We start from the raw sequence: 17,697 nt of genomic DNA, 5'->3' as shown, positions 1-17,697 counted from the left end.
AAGAGATCAAGGCGATGGAAGAAGCAGGGACGGCCGCCGAGCCCACCCGGAAGCTCCGGAAGCTCCGGAAGCTCCGGAAGCTCCGGAAGCTCCGGAAGCTCCAGGGACTCCAGGAGCCGGACATGCCCGGAACGCGGACCGGGCTCGGCGGCGGTGCCGCCGCGCGGGCGCAGGACCTGCATCGGGAGTACGGCCGCGGCACCGCCGCCGTCCGGGCGCTGCGCGGGGTGTCGGTGCGCCTCGAACGCGGGACGTTCACGGCGGTGATGGGCCCCTCGGGCTCGGGCAAGACGACGCTGCTGCACTGTCTGGCCGGGATGGACCGGCCCACCCGCGGGACAGTGTGGTGGGGCGACACCGAGGTGTCCCGACTACCCGAGCGAAGGCTCGCCGCACTGCGGCGCGACCGGATCGGATTCGTCTTCCAGGCGTTCAACCTGATGCCGGCGATGACGGTCGCGCAGAACGTCGAGCTGCCCGGCCGGCTGGCCGGCCGGCGCCCCGAGCGCGCCCGTGTGCTGGACGCCCTCGCCCGGGTGGGTCTCGCGGGCCGCGAACGCCACCGGCCGGGGCAGCTGTCCGGCGGCCAGCAGCAGCGGGTGGCGATCGCCCGCGCCCTGGTGGGTCGCCCCGAGGTGCTGTTCGCCGACGAGCCGACCGGTGCCCTCGACCGGGCCACCGGCCACGAGATCCTCGGCCTGCTGCGGACGGGAGTGGACCGGGACGGACAGACCTGTGTGATGGTCACCCACGACCCGGTGGCCGCCGGGTACGCGGACCGGGTGCTGCTGCTCGCCGACGGCGTGGTCGTCGACGAGCTCGACCGGCCCACCGCGGCGCGGGTCGGCGAACGCCTCAGCCTGCTGGGCGGGTGATCGCGATGGCCTCGATCGCCCTCGGGCAGATGCGCCGGCGCCCCGCGGCCTTCGCCGGGCTCGCGGTCGCACTCCTTCTCGCCGTCGCCGTCCTCACCTTGTTCGGCTCGCTCGTGGCCGCCGACGCCACCGCCCCGCCCGCAGCGGGCGGCCGAGCCGCGGACCACGGGCCCGGGCTGATGGTGATCGCCGGAGTCTTCGGCGAGATCGCCGTGCTCGTCGCGTTCTTCGTCGTCGTCAACACCCTCGGGTTCGCCCTTCGCCGGCAGCACCGCGAACTGGCCCTGCTCCGCACGATCGCCGCGACGCCCCGCCAGGCCCGGCGCATGGTGCGCGGCCAGCTCGTCGCGACCACCCTGCTGGTCGCCCCGCCGGGGTGGGCGGTGGGCTGGGCGGCGGCCCGCCGCTTCCTCGCCGCGTTGCAGCGGCGGGGGCTGGCGGCGCCGGAGGTACGGGTGCCGGGGGCACCGGTCGTCACGGTGGTCGCGCCCGTGACACTGGCGGTCGTCCTCGTCGTCGGCCTGGTGGCCGCGGCCGTCGCCGCCCGCCGGATCACCCGGATCGCCCCGGCGGCCGCCCTCGCCGCGAGCTCCACCGAGCACGCCCGGACCGGTGCGATACGGCTCGTCGCGGGGGCGGGCGTCCTGGTCGGCGGCGGTCTGCTGCTGCGGCTGGCCGCGACCCGCCCACTGGAGGAGGCGGACAAGGCCGGCCAGGCGACGCTGCTCGGTGCGCTGGTACTGCTCGTCGCGGTCGCCCTGCTGGGGCCGCTCGTGGCCCGTGTCCTCGCCGCCGTACTGGGCGCGCCGGTGCGGGCCCTGGCACCGGGGACGGGCTGGCTCGCCGACGCCAACCTGCGCGGATACGCGCGGCGGCTGTCGTCCGCCGTGGTCCCGGTCGCGCTCCTGGTGGGTCTGTCGGGCACCATGTCGATCATGACCTCCACCGCCCAGCACGCCGCGGCCGCGGCGACGAACGGCGCGACGTCCGCCACCGACATCTGGCTGCGCCAGGCCGAGTTGGCGCTGCTCGCCTGCTTCGCCGCCGTCTCCACGGTCAACACCCTGGTCGCCGTCACCGCCGAGCGGCGCCGCGAGTTCGCCCTGCTGCGGCTCGTCGGCGCGACCCGCACGCAGCTGACGCGCATGCTGACCGTCGAGGCGGTCCTGACCACGGTGGTCGGCGTCCTGCTCGGCGCGGCGGTCACGGCCGCCGCCACGGGTGCCTTCAGCGTCGCCGTGACCGGCTCGCCGCTGCCGTACGTGTCATCGGCGGCCTGTGCCTGGATCGGTGCCGCGGCGGCGACGCTGACCGTCCCGGCCATCCTGGTCACCGGTCTCCGCGCGCTCCGCGGGCCGGCGACGGAAGGGGCAGCCGGACGTGACTGACCGCACTGCGCGCGTATCCGTATCCGTATCCGCCTCCGTACCCGTGTCCGCATCTGTAGGCGCCCCCGTGCCCGCGTTCCAGCCTGCGCCCGAGCCCGCGCCCGTATCGGAATCCCCGCCCGCAGCGAGGTGCGCCCCCGGGCCCGCGTCCGGGGGGCGGCATGGCTGAGGCGCGGAGGCGCCGCCTCCCGCTCCGCGGCGGCGAATGGGCCTTCGCCGTCGTGGGGTTGCCGCTCGCCCTGCTCTGCGGGGTCTACGCGCTGGCGGTCGTGTACGCGGGGGCGCTGCTGTCGCTCACCGTGCTCGGGCTGCCGTTCGTGGTGCTCGCGCTGCTGGGCGCCCGTGGACTCGGCCGAGCGCACCGGTGGCTGGTCGCGAGGCTGCTCGGCGAGGCCGTCGAGGCGCCGGCCGCGCTGCCCCGACCGCCGGGCGCGGTCGCCCGGGGCCGGGTCGTGCTCGCCGATCCGGTGGCCTGGCGCACGCTGCTCTACCTGGTCCTGCGGATGCCGCTCGGCGTGCTGGGGTTCGTCGCCGCCGTCGGGCTTCCCCTCGGCTGCGGCTGGCTGATCGGCTACCCGCTCTGGCGCCGGCTCCTCGAAGCGGGTCCGCAACCCTTCTGGCTGGACCCCGCCGCCGTCGCTCTGGGCCTGCTCCTGCTGTACGCGGTGCCGGCCGCCGTACGGTCGCTGAGCGCGGCGAACCGGTGGCTGACCCGCCAACTGCTGGGCCCCGCCCGGGCCCAACGGCGGGTGCGGGAGCTGGAGACCGCCCGGGCCACGCTGCTGGCGGAGAACGACGACCGGCTGCGCCGGCTGGAGCGCGACCTGCACGACGGAACCCAGGCCCGCCTGGTCGCCGTCGCCCTCACCCTCGCGCTGGCCGGCGACGCGCTGGCCGGCGACGCGCCGGACGCCGACGAGGGCCCGGACCTCGGCCGGCTGCGCGGCCTGGTCGACCGGGCGCGGAGCCAGACCGACGACACCATCGTCGAGCTGCGACGACTCACCCGGGGCATTCACCCGGTGGCACTGGACGGCGGCCTCGATGAGGCCCTGCCGGGCCTCGCCGCCGCCTCACCCGTGCCGCTCGCCGTCCGGCTGGAGCTGCGGGAGCGCCCGGACCACGCGGTCGAGCGGGCCGTCTACTTCTGCGCCGCCGAGCTGGTGACCAACATCGCCCGGCACAGCGCCGCCCGTTCCGCCGAACTCACGGCCCGGGCGGCCGACGGCCGGGTCCGGCTGACGGTGCGTGACGACGGCCGCGGCGGTGCGGCGCTCGGTGCGGGCACCGGCCTCACCGGTCTGGCCGAGCGGCTCGCGGCCGTGGACGGCGTGCTGAGCGTGGACAGCCCGCCCGGCGGGCCCACGGTGGTCACGGCCGAGTTGCCGAGCCGCCTGTGAAGGACGGGCCGGCGCCCTCCGCCAGGTAGGTCAGGACCGCCTTCACCCGCCGGTTGTCCGTGTCCGTGGGGTGAAGCCCGAACTTGGTGAACACGGCGGCGACATGCTTCTCGACCGCTCGCTCCGACACCCCGAGCAGGCCGGCCACGGAGCGGTTGGAGTGGCCCTGCGCCACGAGTTCGAGGACCTCGCGCTCGCGGGCGGTCAGGGTGTCCACCCGGCTGCGGGCGCCGCCGCGCATCAGCCGGGTCACCATCTCCGGGTCGAGCGCGGTGCCGCCTTCGGCGACCCGGTGCAGCGCGGCCACGAACTCGGAGGTGCGGGCGACGCGTTCCTTCAGCAGGTAGCCGATGCCCGCCGCGCCGCCCGCGAGCAGCCGGGCGGCCCAGGCGGTCTCCACGTGCTGGGAGAAGACGAGGATGCCGACCTCGGGGGTCCGCGCACGGATCTCGACGGCGGCGCGGATCCCCTCGTCGGTGTGTGTGGGCGGCATCCGGATGTCCACCACGGCCACGTCGGGCCGGTGCTCGGTCACGGCGTCGAGCAGCTCGGGCGCCGAACCGGCGGTGCCCACCACCTCGCACCCGCGGGCACCGAGCAGTTCGACCATGCCGTCCCGGAGAATGACGGAGTCCTCGGCCAGTACCACGCGCAGCTGCCTGTCGGTCACCACGCCATTTGATCACGGGCCGACGTCGGCCGGGACCTAGAAGACCAGGTCACGCAGCCAGTGGAGCACGCTGAACATCCCGACCGCGAGCAGCACGAAGACGCCGATGAGGACCACGTTGACCCAGTTCCAGGACCCACCGGTGTCCGGCAGGTCGTCGTCCCGGCCGCCGCCGATCTCCCCGTCCAGCCAGTCCATGCGTAGCTTCCCCTCTCGGCCCCCGATGACGTCATGCAAGGGGACCCCGAACCGGGCCCGTTCGGTTCCCGGAGTCGAGGAACACCTCGCCGCGGCCGGACCGGACCCCGCCTGCGCCCGACCGCCCCCACCGAGGCCCGACCGTGCCCACCGCAGCCCGACGGCGTCCGGCAGCAGAGCGAGCCGGACGCCGTCGGGGGTGCCGTGCAGCGGGTCAGCAGGTCAGCGGGTCACTGGGGCACTGGGTCAGCCGGTGACGCGGGCGGCCGGGAGGCGGTGCTCGAAGGCGGTGAAGGCGGCCTCCTGGCGCCACTCCGCCGACGCCTTGGGGCTGGCGTCGAGGACGCGGCGGCAGGAGGGGCGCGGGGCGGCCGTGCCGGGGCGCTCGCCGCGGCAGGGGCCGACCAGGCGGTAGCCGTCACGGGTGGGGTTGCCCTGCCAGAGGCTCGTGCCCGGCAGGAAGGCGTACTCCAGGGAGGCCCGCGCCAGGTCCTTCAGGTCGCGGTAGCCGAGGTCGTACGTCTTGCTCGCGTACTGGTACTCGTGGCTGATGTCGATCCTCGAGACGCCGGGGTCGTCGGTGGCGAGGACCACGGGGACGCCGAAGGCGCGGTACGTCTCGAAGGGGTGCTCGGCGCCCTTGACGCCGAGGATCTGCGCGTTGCTCGTGAACGGCACCTCGACGGCGATCTCGCGGTCGGCCATCGTGCCGGCCGTGTCCTGCCAGGCGTCCTCGTGGCGCAGGTCGACACCGTGGCCGATGCGCTCGGCGCCCGCCACGTTCACGGCGTCGGCGATGTGGAAGGTGAGGTCCTCGGGCTTGACGAGGCCGGGCCACAGCTCGCCGGAGTGCAGGGTGACATGGGCCTTCGGGTAGACGCCGCGCAGGTAGGCCAGCATCCGCATCTGGAGACGGTAGTTGGCGAGGGAGCTGTCCCAGTCCTCGGGCTGGACGAGGTTGACCGCGACGAAGCGGGGGTCGCGCTCGGCCAGGCGCATGCCGACGGCCATCTGGGTGAAGACCCGCTCGTTGGAACTGCCGCGGTTCACCTGGGAGATCCAGCGTACGGCGAGGCCGCAGCCGGGGCGGGCCTGCGCGGTGCCGCAGCGGGCCTCGGTGCGGAAGTCGGCGTCGCCGCCGTCGGCCTCCTTGACGGCCGCGTCGACGACCTTGTCCAGCTTGCCGCCGGCGACCAGCTTGCCGTGCAGCCTGGCGAGGTCGGCGTCCCAACCGACCTCGCCGGCCAGCTTCTTCGCCTCCTCCGAGGCGGGGGAGACCATGGTCTCCAGATAGAACTGGTTCTGCGTGGCCACGCTGTCGGCGACCTCGGCGAGCAGCTTGCCGCGGTTCCGCCAGGTCACCTCGCCGAACTTGCCGAAGGTGTCGAAGAAGTGGTCGTGGCCGTTGCCGCCCGGCGGGAAGTCCTGCATGGACCACTCGCGGATGATCTTGTCGCGGAAGGCGCTGTCGGTGCGCGCGTCGGTGGCCGGGCGGGTGCCCGGGCCGCACGGCGGCACGACGGCCGTCGTGGTCGCGGTGTCGATGCACAGCCCGTCCTCGGCGGCCAGCTCGACGAGGTACTCGGTGCTGACCGCGCCGGAGAGGTGGTTGTGCAGCTCTCCGCCCTTGGGCAGGGCGCGGAAGAAGGCGCGGAGCGCCGCCGGGTCGTCGCGGACCGCGTCGAGGCGGGCCGAGGTCAGGGCCTCGCTCGGCGTCGCCGCGGGCGGCCGGTGCGCGGCGGGCCCGGCCGGCGCGGCGGGGGAGGCCGACGGCGCGGCGACGGCCATGGTCGGGAGCAGACAGAGGGCGGCCAGCGCGGCGACCCCGGTCGCGGCGGGGCGCAGACCCGGCCCCCGCTTCGTGCCCTGGGCGCGCGAAGTGCGCGCGGCTGACTCCTGGTTGGCTTGGGATGAAATCACCTGTGCATGATCGCCACCGGAACAGACCGCGCGGGCGGTTTCGGCGCTGTTCGACGCCCACTCCACCCGCACGGGGGAATCCGGGTGCGCCGCGGCTGCACGAAGGGGCAAGCCCCACTGCCCCCGCGGGCCCGTGGACCGGCCGGTCGCGGCGCATCTGACGGAGTACCACGCCCGGCAGCCCGCCGGCGGGCGCTTCGGGAGCGGGAGGGGGAATGGGCGGTGAGGCGAGTGAGGGGTCCCGGATATCGTGGGCGTCCGTGCGACGGCTCGGGTCAGGGCCGGGCGAGCCGAGAGGGGGCGACGTGACTGCTGTGACGCGGCTGGTCACTCATGTCGATCTGGACGACGATGCTGCGGACGACGCTGGGCAGATGTCGGTGACGGCACGGCTTGAGGCCGTACTCGCGGACGGTCGCAGCGTGGTGCTGCTCGACGACCGGGGGTGGAGCTGGGGCTGGAGCTCGTCGGCTCCCACGGACGCCCACCCGCGGATCTCGCTCGAGGACGTCGAGGCGGACGCCCGGACGGTCGTCGGACCGGATGAGCCGTACGACGGCCGAACGCAGGAGCAGATGGCGGCCGACCACTGGAGCTTCCTCGCCGCCAGGCTCGAGAAGCACGGTGGGAACGTGGAAGCGCACGAGTGGGAGCGTCTTCCGCACGAGGTCGCACTCACGGAACGCCTGCGCGCACGGCTCCGGCTCTAGGGCCTGTCGTCAAACTCCCGCCTGCCCCGCGACGCCTGGCACGCGCTCTCGCCGCACCGGGTGAAAGTCCGAGTACGTCCAGTACGAGGGCTTCCACCCGGCACGCCGAGAGCACGCACCAGACGCCGCGGGGCCGCCCTTCGGGCGACGACGGGAGTGTGACGACAGGCCCTAGGGAGCGAAGCCGCGGTCGCCGGCGATCCGACGTGCGCCGGGGCGCGGGCCGGTTGAACAGCCGGTTCCGTGACCCGTGCGCTCACGCGGGCATGTGGGGGGCATCCCCCGCTCGTGCACGGGGGAAAGCCCCTGGGGAAAGCCGGTGGGGCACCCCAGCGCGATCGGCGCCGCGCCAGACCAAGATCACCTCATCGGCTCACGAAGCCGCCACGCACCAAGGGGAGATCACCACGCAGGGGTACGGCCCGACGACCAGCCGACGAGGGTTCCTCACGCTCACGGGAGCCGTCGCCGCCACGACACTGGCCGCCCCGACGGCGCATGCGGCACCACACGCTCCCGGCTCCGCGCCCCCACCCGCGGCGACCGGCCGTGACGCCTCCGCATCCGTCGTACGTTCCCTGGAGCGGTCCGCGCACCCGCTGCGCACGACCGAGCCCGGCGGCCGCAGTTCGGACCTCCGGGCACTGAGCGGCATGGTCGGGGCCACGAAGGTGGTGGGTCTGGGCGAGGCCACGCACGGTTCGCACGAGTTCTTCGCCATGAAGGAACGCGTCTTCCGGCATCTGGTCGAGGACAAGGGTTTCACCACCTTCGCCCTGGAGATGAGCTGGTCGGCCGGGCTCAGGATCGACGAGTACCTGCAGGGCGGCCTCGGCGACCCGCGCCGGATCGCGGAGGAGACCCTGGCCGGATCCCCCTGGGAACGGGAGGAGTTCGTCAGCCTGATCGGCTGGATGCGCGAGCACAACCGACGCCACCCCGGCCGCCGGGTCCACTTCATGGGCGACGACCTCGGGGCACCCAAGCTGGGCGACCCGATCTTCGAGCGGGTCCTGACCTCGGTCCGCGCGAGCCGTCCCGAGGCCCTGCCCCGCCTCACCGAGCTGTACGCCGGCCTCCGCCCCTTCGACGACATCTTCGACTACCTGCGCAAGCCGCTCGCGGAACGCGAGGCGAACGCCGCCCGCGCCCAGGAAGCCCTCGACCTCGTCACCGGGGCCCGTCCGGCCGAGGAGGACACGTACGCGTGGACGGTGCAGCACGCCCGGAACATCGCGCAGACCTTCGCCTTCGCCACCATCGACCCCGCCGACCCGGCCTCGGTCACCGCCGCGGAGCGCCTGCGCGACCAGGCCATGGCGGACAACGTGTTGTGGTGGCAGCGTCAGACGGGCCACAAGATGCTGGTGTCGGCCCACAACGGCCACGTCGGATACGCCTCCGCCCACCCCGACACGTACCCGCGGACCCAGGGCGCCGTGCTGCGCGACCGCCTGGGCCGCGACTACGCGGCGATCGGCCTCACCTTCGCCGGCGGCACCTTCCTCACCAAGGACACGTCCCTCGACGGCGCGTGGAAGCCGGTCACCGTACCGGCGGCGCACCCCGGCATGAACGAGCACACCCTGGACCGGGTCGGGTACCCCGACTTCTACCTCGACCTGCGGACCGCTTCCCCCACGGCCCGCACCTGGCTCGCCCGCGCCCGCCCGGTCTACGACGCCGGCTCGATCTTCGTCCCGGACCCCCAGCCGACCCTGGCCCTCGGCCCGGCCTACGACATCCTGGTCCACCTGCACCGGGTCCGGGCGGCCGACGAGCTCCGATGACGGGCTCCGCAGCACCTGCGGGCGGACTCGGACCACCCCGCACGGCGCCGGGCCCGGGGTGACGGGCTCCGGCACCGCCTGCCGCGCCCGCCGACTGTCACGCTCGGTGTGCGCCCCGCAGCCGTCGGGTACGGCCCGGGACCGGGCTCCGGGCACCCGAGCCCGGGACCGGCTCCGGGCACCCGCCCCGCACACTCTGTGACCATGCGGAACGGGTGGCCCGAACCGGGCGCCCCCCCCACGGGGCTCCGGGCGAGGCGAGGAGCCGCCCGACGCGACCTGCCGCGCCCCTGCCGCCCGGAGCGCCGCCGGGCCCGCATCGGTGGGGCACCAGCGCGATCGGTCAGGCTCGGCGGCGTATGGTCCTGGTATGCGAGCTGCGGTCCCCGGCTTCGGCGACCAGCCCGGCACGACCGGGCTGCTCGGCACCGCGCTGGTCGACACCGTGCGGCGCACCGGAGCCTCCGCGGGGGTGCTCTACCTGCTGGACGAGGCCACGCAGACGCTCGTCCTGGCGGTGCTGTGCGGACTCCCGGAGGAGGTGGCCTGGCCCTGGCACCGGATCCCGCTGGACACCGCCGCCCCGATCTGCGTGGCCGTCCGGGAGGAGCGCCTGGTGTGGGTCGGGTCCCAGGAGGACATGGCCCGTGCGTACCCGCGGGTCGCGGCCAGCCTGCCGTACCGCTTCGCCCTCGCGGCCACGCCGCTGTCCGGCCGCTTCCGCCGCTGGGGAGGTCTGGTCCTGCTGTGGCCGGCCTCCCACCCGGAGCACGCCGGCCGCCGCGAGCGGGGCCACATATCCGCCGAGGCCCGAGGCATCGCCCACGCCCTCGACCAGTCCCCGGAGCCGCCACAGGCGCCCGCGCAGCCCCACCGGGTGTCGCTCACGGAACCCCACCCGTTCGCGGTCCCGGACCCGCACGCGGCCGCGGACTATGCCGAGCGGCTGCCCGAGGGCACCCTGGCCCTGGACCTGGAAGGCCGGATCACGTTCGTGAACGGCGCGGCGGCCGTCCTGCTCGGCCGGGCCGCCGACCGGCTGCTGGGGACGCGGCCCTGGCAGTCCCTGCCCTGGCTGGACCAGCCCGCGGTCGAGGACCCCTACCGCACCGCCGTCATCAGCCGCGAACCGGTCGAGTTCACCGCCCTCGACCCCCTGGACCACCGGCTCCGCTTCCAGCTCTACCCGGACGCCAGCGGCATCAGCGTCCGCATCACCCCAGCCCCCGCCCCCGCCGGCGACGGGCCCGAGTCCGCCCGCCCGTCCGAACGCGCGCCCACGGCGTCCCCGCCCGCCCACACTGGCCGCCTCTACCAGCTCCTCCACCTGGCGTCCGCCCTCACCGAGACCGTGGCCGTCAGCGACGTCGTCGAAGCGATCGCCGGCCAGGTCCTGCCCGCCTTCGGCGCGGACGGCCTGGTCCTCTCCGCGGCCGAGGCGGGCCGCCTGAAGATCACCGGTTGGCACGGCTACGACCAGCAGTCCATCGAACGCCTCGACGGCCTGCCCCTGGACACCGACGTCACGCCGGCCGGGCACGTGCTGTCCACCGGCATCCCGTCCTTCTTCGCCGGAGTCGAGGAGCTGGCCCGCGAGTTCCCCCAGGCCCCCGCGCTCAGCGCCAAACGCGCCTGGGCCTTCCTGCCCCTGCTCATCTCCGGCCGCCCCGTCGGCTGCTGCGTCCTGTCCTACGACCGACCGCACACGTTCACCGCCGACGAGCGGGCCATCCTCACGTCCCTCGCCGGCCTGATCGCCCAGGCACTGGACCGGGCCCGGCTCTACGACGCCGTGCACGGCCTCGCCCTCGGCCTCCAGGAAACGCTCCTGCCGCACAGCCTGCCGTCCGTACCCGGCCTCACGATGGCCGCCCGCTACCTGCCCGCCAGCCGCGGCATGGACATCGGCGGCGACTTCTACGACGTCATCCGCCTCGACGCCACCACCGTCGCCGCCGTCATCGGCGACGTCCAAGGCCACAACGTCTCCGCCGCCGCGCTGATGGGACAGGTGCGCACGGCGGTCCGCGCCACCGCCGGCGCCCCGCCGGACCAGGTCCTGGCCCACACCAACCGCGTCCTGATGGACCTGGGCACCGACCTCCTGGTCTCCACGCTCTACGCCCGCATCGACCTCGCCCACGGGCGGACCACGCTGGCCAGTGCCGGCCACCCGCCGCCCCTCCTGCACCGGCCGGGGCAGTCGGGCATCGTCGTCGGGATCGACCCCGCGCCCCCGCTCGGCGTCGACGTCGCCACGACCTACCCCGTCACCCGCTTCGCGATCCCGCCGGGGAGCACCCTCGCGCTCTACACCGACGGACTCGTGGAGGTGCCCGGCACCGACCCCGACCGGAACGCCATCGACCTCGCCGACCACCTCGCCCGCCGACACGACGAGGACGTCGAGCACCTGATCGACCACCTCCTGGACCACGCCTGGCCCACAGGCCGCTACACCGACGACACCGCCCTGCTCCTGCTCCGCACCACCCCGCACGGGAGCCCCACAGCTCCGCCGGCCGCATGACGCCAGTAGGGCCTGTCCCAGCCGGGAAGGCGAGTCACGGTGACGGAGCCGGCGGCACGCCCGTGGTGACGGAACGGGAAGGACCGGCCCGCCTCCGGTACGACGCTCTCGTCGGGTGTCACGGTCACCTCGGCCCCGTGAAGCGGACGGACCTGCAGCGCCGGGACGCCGACGGCAAGGAGGTCTACGACGCGAAGGGCCGGGCGGTGCTGGTCCCAGAGCTCCGCCAAGCCCCCGAGCCGGCGGGTCCTGCACCGGGTCACCTACGTCAGCCGCAGATCGGGGCGGTGCCGGTCGCCGCCAGGGACAACTCCCAGAGCCGGGCGGCGGCGTCGGGGGAGACGGCGTAGTCGCGGACGCCGCCGTCGTCCATGGGCTGCTCGGGCGCGGAGACGCGTGCGACGTCGCAGTCCTCCAGGTAGAGGCCGCCGAGGGCGTCGAGGAGCGGTGACGTGGCTGCCCACAGGCCGGTGGCGGCGCCCTGGGAGGGGGTCTTGAAGTGGGTGTCGATCACGTTGCCGTGCTCGTCCACCCATCCGCGGTCCATCTGCTCCTGGAGACTCATCTCCCGCTGGAGGCCGGTGAGGATCTTTCCGGGGTGGAGGGCGAACGCTCGGACACCGTCGTCGCGTCCGAGGGCGTCGAGGTGTACGGCGAACAGTGCGTTGGCGGTCTTCGCCTGGCCGTAGGCCAGCCACTTGTCGTAGCCGGTACGGAAGTGCGGGTCGTGCCAGCGGATGTCGGTCAGGGTATGTCCGGCGGAGCTGTTGACGACGACGCGCGCGCCGTCCGCGGCGGCCAGGAGCGGGTAGAGCTCGCCGACGAGCGCGAAGTGGCCGAAGTGGTTGGCGGCGAACTGGCCTTCCCAGCCGGGCCCGACACGACGTTCCGGAGTGGCCATGGTGCCCGCGACGCCCATCAGAAGGTCGAGCCGGTCGAGCCGGTCGCTGATCTGTGCGGCGGCGGCACGCACGCTGCCGAGGTCGGCCAGGTCCATGGCGACGACCTCGCATCCCTCGACATCCCGGAGGACCGCACGGGCGGTGTCGGGGCGGCGTGCCGGAACGATGACGCGGGCCCCGGCGGCCGCCAGGCCTCGGGCGGTCTCCAGCCCGAGTCCGGAGTATCCCCCGGTCACCAGGGCGGTCCTGCCGGAAAGGTCGAGGCCCTTCAGGACCTCCTCGGCGGTGGTGGTGGCGGAGAAGGGCGAGCCGAGCGGCTGCTGAGCGGTTGTGGTCATGTCGTCGACGCTACGATCTAGAGCGAGGTCTAGATCAACTCCTGGAGTGAGTGACATGACGACCGCTGGGACCCACGGGGAGTCGCTGAGCATCGGCGAAGTGGCCAAGCGGACCGGACTCAGCGTGCACGCCCTGCGCTTCTACGAGCGCGAGGGCCTGCTGGTCGGACCGGTCCACCGCACGTCGGGCGGTCGAAGGAGGTACACCTCCTTCGACGTCGACTGGCTGCTGATCTGCGTGAGACTCCGGGAATCCGGCATGCCGCTCTCCGAGCTCAAGCAATTCGCCGAACTGGTGCGGCACGGCCCCGGCAACGAGGCGGAACGCCTGCGTCTGCTCGACGCTCACCAACAGCGCGTCGAGGCGCAGATCCAGGCGCTGGAGGAGTGCCGCTCCGTCATCGCCTGGAAGGTCGGCGTCTACGCCGAGCACCTCGCTCGTGGCGAGGCCGGCGGGCTCTGGGACCCGACCGCCTGAGGAGGCCTCGCGGCGCCCGGCGCGGCCAGAGGCGGCCGAAGACGTACCGGTTGAACGGCGGCGCTGCCGAACCGCGTCCACGTCCCGCTCGCGGTCCTCGTTTCAGGCTGCGGGTCTCGCCCTGCCCATCGGAACACCGCCCGGTGCGTGACGGGGGAGAGGCCCTATCCTGCGGAGATGATCAAGCCCATCGAACTCGTGATATTCGACTGTGACGGCGTGCTGGTCGACAGCGAGCGCATCGCCGCCCGCGTACAGGTCACCCTCGGGGCCCGACTGGGCTGGCCGCTGACCGAGGACGAGGTCGTGGAGCGGTTCATCGGGCGCTCGCACGCCGCCATCCGGGAGCAGGTCGCCGACCGGCTCGGCGAGGAGACCGCCGCTCTCTGGGCGGAGAGGTTCGAGAAGCTCCACCGCGAGGCCGTGGACGCCGGTCTCGCCCCGGTCGACGGGCTGCCGGAGGCGCTCGACGCACTCACCCTGCCGACCTGTGTCGCCTCCAGCGGCTCCCACGACAAGATGCGCCACACCCTCGGCCGGACCGGGCTGTACGAGCGCTTCGCCGGCCGCATCTACAGTTCCTCCGAGGTCACCCGGGGCAAGCCCGCCCCCGACCTGTTCCTGCACGCGGCCCGCCGGATGGGGGTCGACCCGGCCGCCTGCGTCGTCGTCGAGGACAGCCGGCCCGGCGTCCACGCCGCCCGCGCGGCCGGCATGCGTTCCCTCGGCTACGCCGGCGGGCTGACCCCGGCCGAGCGCCTCGAAGGGCCGGACACCACCGTCTTCCACGACATGCGTGAACTGCCTTCACTCCTCGCGTGTCCGTAGACGACTGGTCCGCGCCTCTCTCCTTGCCCAGACCTGCGCAAGGGTGGCTCACGTCCGGGCCAGGCCCAAGTCGGCCGCCAACCGGGCGCGGTGCCAGGCCGGCGGGCCGAAGAGCTGGGCCGAGCCGTGCGCCCGTTTGAAGTAGCGGTGGGCGTCGTGCTCCCAGGTGATGCCGATGCCGCCGTGCAGCTGGATCATCTCGCCCGCGACCGCCGAGAACGCCTCCGAACAGGCGGACTTGGCGGCGGCCGCGAGGCGGGTCAGCCCCGGGTCTCCGGCGGCGGCGAAGGTGGCGCCGAGGGCGGCCGAGCGGGCCGACTCGACCAGGACGTACGCGTCCGCGAGACGGTGCTTGACCGCCTGGAAGGAGCCGATGGGCCGCCCGAACTGGACCCGTTCCCCGGTGTAGGCGAGCGTGAGCTCCAGACAGCGCGAGGCCGCGCCGACCTGCTCGGCGGCGAGTGCCGTGCACGCCAGGTCCAGTACGTGCGCGAGGACCCCCTCGCCCGCTCCCTCCGCTCCGACGAGCCGGCCCTCCGCCTCCGCGAGCACCACGCGCGCCTGGGCCCTGGTGGAGTCCATCGTCACGGCCGCCTCGCGGTGCACGCCCGAGCCGTGGACCGGCACCTCGAAGAGCGAGACGTCCGCTCCCGAACGGGCCGCCACGAGCAGGATCCCGGCCTGGGCGCCGTCCAGCACGTGCTCCTTGGTCCCGCTGATCCGCCACGTCCCCCCGGGCCCGGGGAGGGCCTCGGCCCGTACGGCCGACGGGTCCCAGGAGCCGTGCTCGGCCCACGCCAGGGCGCCCACCACGGCGCCCGAGGCCAGCTCGGGCAGCAGCCGCGCGCATGCCGCCGCATCGCCCGAGGCGAGCAGCGCCTGCACCGTGACCACCGCGGAGCCGAGGAACGGGACGGGGCTGAGCTCCCGCCCCAGCTCCTCCAACACCACGTGGACCTCCTGCGCTCCGCACCCGGCGCCGCCGTACTCCTCGGGGACGGCGAGTCCCGCGACGCCGATCTGCTCGGTCAGCGGACGCCAGGCCGCGTCCCCCGCATGGCGCCCGAGCACCGCCCGTACGGCGGACCGCAGTTCTTCCTGTTCCTCCGTCAGCCTCACGCCTCAGTTCCTCTCGATGGGGACGGGTACGGTGCCGCGCCCGGTGTCAGGAGCCGAGGACACGGGCGCGGCAGGCCGCAGGGGTGCCCCAGGCGTCGCGGAGGGGCCGGGCCTTGCGGATCCACAGGGCGAGGTCCAGCTCCTCCGTGTAGCCGACGGCTCCGTGGAGCTGCAAGGCGGTGCGGGCGGCGGCGTACGCGGCCTCGCCCGCCGTGACCTTCGCCGCGGCGACCTCGGCGGCGCTGTGGTCCGCCCCTTCCGCCAGGGCCAGGGCGGCGGAATGGAGCAGCGGCTGCGCGAACTCCAGGGCGACGAGCGTGTCGGCGAGGCGGTGCTTCACCGCCTGGAAGGAGCCGATGGCGGCCCCGAACTGGGTGCGCTGTCGGACGTACGCGACGGTCCGGTCGAGGAGGGCGCGGCCGAGGCCGAGGGAGTGGGCGGCCGTGGCCAGGGCGGCGGTCTCGGCGGCGTACGCGGCGGCGGCGGTCACCGCGGGGCCCCGTGCCAGGACGGATCCGCCGAGCGGGCGGGCCAGTCGGCGCGCGGGGTCGGCCGAGGGCTGGACGGGACCGGTCGTGGCCGCCAGGCGCACGGTGTCGCCCTCGACGACGAGTACGGCGTCGGCGGCGTCCGCGTCCAGGGCGTACGGGCCGCCGGCGGCCGGCACGCAGAGGGAGACGAGCGCCTTGCCCGAGCCGATCTGCGGCAGCCACGCGGCGGCGGCCCCGTCCACGCCCACTCCGTCGAGCCGGTCGAGCAGCGCCGCCGCGGCGACCGTCTCGACCAGCGGGCCGGGCACGGCGTGGCGGCCCAGCTCGGTGAAGGCGACGGCCAGTTCGAGGGGCAGCGGGCCGAGGCCGTCGTGCCGCTCCGGTACGGCGAGGGCGAAGACGCCCGCGTCCGCGAGCCGCGTCCAGAGCGAGCGGCCGGGCGCGGTGTCCCCGGCCGCCCAGGCCCGTACGGCCCCGGGGGTGTCGGCCGCCGAGAGCATGCCGTCGAGGGAGCGGGCGAACTCCCGCTGCTCGTCGTCGAGGAGGAACCGCATCACCGGCGTCCCTTCGGGAGGCCGAGCAGCCGCTCGGCGATGATGTCGCGCTGGATCTCGTTGGTGCCGGCGTAGATGGGGCCGGCGAGGGAGAAGGTGTGGCCCTCGGCCCAGGCGCCGTGCGCGGGCGCGTCCCCGGCGGCGTCGGCGAGCTCGCCGTACGGCCCGAGCAGGTCGAGGGCGGTCTCGTGGAGGGCGATGTCGAGCTCGGACCAGAAGACCTTGTTGAGGCTGGACTCGGCGCCGATCGTGCCCCCGGCGGCGAGGCGCGAGGCGCCCGCGTAGGCGGACAGCCGGTAGGCGCGGGCGCCGATGACCGCGTCGGCGACCCGGTCGCGCAGGGCGGTGTCGGAGGGGTCGGCGGTCTCCCGCCACAGCGCCGTCAGCCGCGCGGCGGCGCTCGTGAACCGGCCCGGGCTGCGCAGGGTCAGCCCCCGTTCGTTGCCCGCCGTGCTCATCGCGACACGCCAGCCCTGCCCGGGGGCGCCGATCACGTCGTGGTCGGGCACGAAGACGTCGTCGAGGAAGAGCTCGGCGAAGGCGGGCTTGCCGTCGAGGCGTCCGATGGGCCGTACGGTCACCCCGTCGGCGTCCAGCGGGAACATCAGGTACGTCAGGCCCTGGTGCGGCTTCGCGGTGTCGGGGTCGCTGCGGAACAGGCCGAAGGCGCGGTCGGCGAAGGCAGCCCGGGAGGACCAGGTCTTCTGGCCGTTCAGGAGCCAGCCGCCGTCGGTGCGTTCGGCCGTGGAGCGCAGCGAGGCGAGGTCGGAGCCGGACTCCGGCTCGGACCAGGCCTGGGCCCAGATGACCTCGCCGCTCGCCATGGAGGGCAGGACGCGGGCGCGCTGCTCGTCGGTGCCGTGCTCGAAGAGGGTGGGGGCGAGCAGGTTGATGCCGTTCTGGCTGACGCGGCCGGGGGCTCCGGCCGCGTAGTACTCCTCCTCGAAGATCAGCCACCTGAGGATCGAGGCGCCCCGGCCGCCGTACTCCTCGGGCCAGGAGACCACCGACCAGCGGTCGGCGAACAGGGTCCGCTCCCACGTGCGGTGGGCGGCGAAGCCCCGCTCGGTCTCCAGGGAGGGCAGAGGGGTCTCGGGCACGTGGGCGGTGAGCCAGGCGCGGGCCTCGGCCCGGAAGGCTTCCTCCGCCGTGGAGAAGTCGAGGTCCATCAGGCTCCCGCCGCCTTCATCGAGCGAATGTCCATGCCGCCCAGCGCGTCGGGCGCGGTCTCGGCGTTGTGCGCGTGCGCGGGGTGGTGCGGTCCGAACTGCCCCGCATGGGCCTGGCCCTGACCAAGCGCGCGGTCCACCAGGCCGAGGACCTCCAGGGCCTGCACACCGGCATGGACCCGGTGGTACTCGGGCCGGTCCATCGTGACCACGGCCACGGGCCCCTGGCGTGCGTAGCGGACGGGTTCGACGGGTTCGACGGGTTCCGTGGACGCGGCGCGGGCAGCGGACATCCGTCCTCCTTCCCTAACAAGTGTTTGGTAGGTTAACGTACCGC

Annotated in this window: 16 protein-coding genes; 8 read left to right on the top strand and 8 right to left on the bottom strand. The window is 74.5% G+C overall.

Annotation, left to right across the window (positions count from 1 at the left end; translation table 11 throughout):
* Positions 1-122: 122 nt before the first annotated feature.
* The 3 genes from OG309_RS01925 to OG309_RS01915 all read left to right on the top strand — a co-directional run bounded on the left by OG309_RS01925 (position 123) and on the right by OG309_RS01915 (position 3,663).
* Complete coding sequence (locus OG309_RS01925; protein WP_329417709.1) at positions 123-875, top strand: ABC transporter ATP-binding protein; 753 nt, start codon at positions 123-125, stop codon at positions 873-875.
* Positions 876-880: 5 nt separating this feature from the next.
* Positions 881-2,263 carry an ABC transporter permease gene (locus OG309_RS01920; protein ID WP_329417708.1) on the top strand — a complete coding sequence of 461 codons (1,383 nt, stop codon included), beginning with the start codon at positions 881-883 and terminating at the stop codon, positions 2,261-2,263.
* A gap of 161 nt (positions 2,264-2,424) precedes the next feature.
* Positions 2,425-3,663: a sensor histidine kinase gene (locus tag OG309_RS01915; protein ID WP_329417707.1), complete on the top strand. Its 1,239-nt coding sequence runs from the start codon at positions 2,425-2,427 to the stop codon at positions 3,661-3,663.
* Here OG309_RS01915 and OG309_RS01910 read toward each other — a convergent pair.
* The 3 genes from OG309_RS01910 to OG309_RS01900 form a co-directional block, all read right to left on the bottom strand.
* On the bottom strand, positions 3,635-4,333 hold the full coding sequence (locus OG309_RS01910; protein WP_329417706.1) for a response regulator transcription factor: 699 nt from the start codon (positions 4,331-4,333) through the stop codon (positions 3,635-3,637). The two genes, OG309_RS01915 and OG309_RS01910, sit on opposite strands and share 29 nt — an antisense overlap.
* A 36-nt stretch (positions 4,334-4,369) precedes the next feature.
* A complete protein-coding gene (locus OG309_RS01905; RefSeq protein WP_329417705.1) occupies positions 4,370-4,531 on the bottom strand; it encodes a hypothetical protein in 162 nt (53 codons plus the stop codon).
* Between the two features lie 246 nt (positions 4,532-4,777).
* Complete coding sequence (locus tag OG309_RS01900) at positions 4,778-6,319, bottom strand: adenosine deaminase family protein (RefSeq protein WP_329428079.1); 1,542 nt, start codon at positions 6,317-6,319, stop codon at positions 4,778-4,780.
* A 437-nt stretch (positions 6,320-6,756) separates the two neighbouring features.
* On the opposite strand from OG309_RS01900, the gene OG309_RS01895 reads away from it, so the two are divergent.
* The 3 genes from OG309_RS01895 to OG309_RS01885 all read left to right on the top strand — a co-directional run bounded on the left by OG309_RS01895 (position 6,757) and on the right by OG309_RS01885 (position 11,481).
* Positions 6,757-7,161 carry a hypothetical protein gene (locus tag OG309_RS01895; RefSeq protein ID WP_329417704.1) on the top strand — a complete coding sequence of 135 codons (405 nt, stop codon included), beginning with the start codon at positions 6,757-6,759 and terminating at the stop codon, positions 7,159-7,161.
* A gap of 653 nt (positions 7,162-7,814) precedes the next feature.
* The gene (locus OG309_RS01890) at positions 7,815-8,951 is read left to right on the top strand and encodes an erythromycin esterase family protein (RefSeq protein WP_329417703.1); all 1,137 of its coding nucleotides are present in this window, start codon (positions 7,815-7,817) and stop codon (positions 8,949-8,951) included.
* Between the two features lie 370 nt (positions 8,952-9,321).
* Positions 9,322-11,481, top strand: coding sequence for a GAF domain-containing SpoIIE family protein phosphatase (locus OG309_RS01885; RefSeq protein ID WP_329417702.1), 2,160 nt, complete (start codon positions 9,322-9,324; stop codon positions 11,479-11,481).
* Between the two features lie 268 nt (positions 11,482-11,749).
* On the opposite strand, the gene OG309_RS01880 is transcribed toward OG309_RS01885, so the two are convergent.
* Entirely contained in the window at positions 11,750-12,721 is a 972-nt protein-coding gene (locus tag OG309_RS01880) for an SDR family NAD(P)-dependent oxidoreductase (RefSeq protein ID WP_329417701.1), read from the bottom strand.
* A 55-nt stretch (positions 12,722-12,776) separates the two neighbouring features.
* On the opposite strand from OG309_RS01880, the gene OG309_RS01875 reads away from it, so the two are divergent.
* Together OG309_RS01875 and OG309_RS01870 are read left to right on the top strand one after the other, a co-directional pair.
* Complete coding sequence (locus OG309_RS01875; RefSeq protein ID WP_329417700.1) at positions 12,777-13,199, top strand: MerR family transcriptional regulator; 423 nt, start codon at positions 12,777-12,779, stop codon at positions 13,197-13,199.
* A gap of 177 nt (positions 13,200-13,376) precedes the next feature.
* Complete coding sequence (locus OG309_RS01870; RefSeq protein ID WP_329417699.1) at positions 13,377-14,027, top strand: HAD family hydrolase; 651 nt, start codon at positions 13,377-13,379, stop codon at positions 14,025-14,027.
* 48 nt (positions 14,028-14,075) lie between these two features.
* On the opposite strand, the gene OG309_RS01865 is transcribed toward OG309_RS01870, so the two are convergent.
* From OG309_RS01865 to OG309_RS38115, 4 genes are read right to left on the bottom strand one after another with little or no spacing between them, the layout of a single operon-like run.
* Positions 14,076-15,146 (bottom strand): acyl-CoA dehydrogenase family protein, encoded by a 1,071-nt coding sequence (locus OG309_RS01865; protein ID WP_329417698.1) that lies wholly within the window; start codon positions 15,144-15,146, stop codon positions 14,076-14,078.
* A gap of 46 nt (positions 15,147-15,192) precedes the next feature.
* The gene (locus OG309_RS01860) at positions 15,193-16,191 is read right to left on the bottom strand and encodes an acyl-CoA dehydrogenase family protein (protein WP_329417697.1); all 999 of its coding nucleotides are present in this window, start codon (positions 16,189-16,191) and stop codon (positions 15,193-15,195) included.
* Positions 16,191-17,360: an acyl-CoA dehydrogenase family protein gene (locus OG309_RS01855; RefSeq protein ID WP_329417696.1), complete on the bottom strand. Its 1,170-nt coding sequence runs from the start codon at positions 17,358-17,360 to the stop codon at positions 16,191-16,193. The genes OG309_RS01860 and OG309_RS01855 overlap by 1 nt, the downstream gene beginning before the upstream one ends.
* Positions 17,360-17,653, bottom strand: coding sequence for a hypothetical protein (locus OG309_RS38115; RefSeq protein ID WP_443067530.1), 294 nt, complete (start codon positions 17,651-17,653; stop codon positions 17,360-17,362). The genes OG309_RS01855 and OG309_RS38115 overlap by 1 nt, the downstream gene beginning before the upstream one ends.
* Between the last annotated feature and the right edge of the window lie 44 nt (positions 17,654-17,697).

Source organism: Streptomyces sp. NBC_01268 (genome assembly GCF_036240795.1).
Lineage (GTDB): Bacteria > Actinomycetota > Actinomycetes > Streptomycetales > Streptomycetaceae > Streptomyces.
Note: the sequence above shows the minus strand (reverse complement) of the source record. Positions and strands in the feature narration are given on the sequence as shown.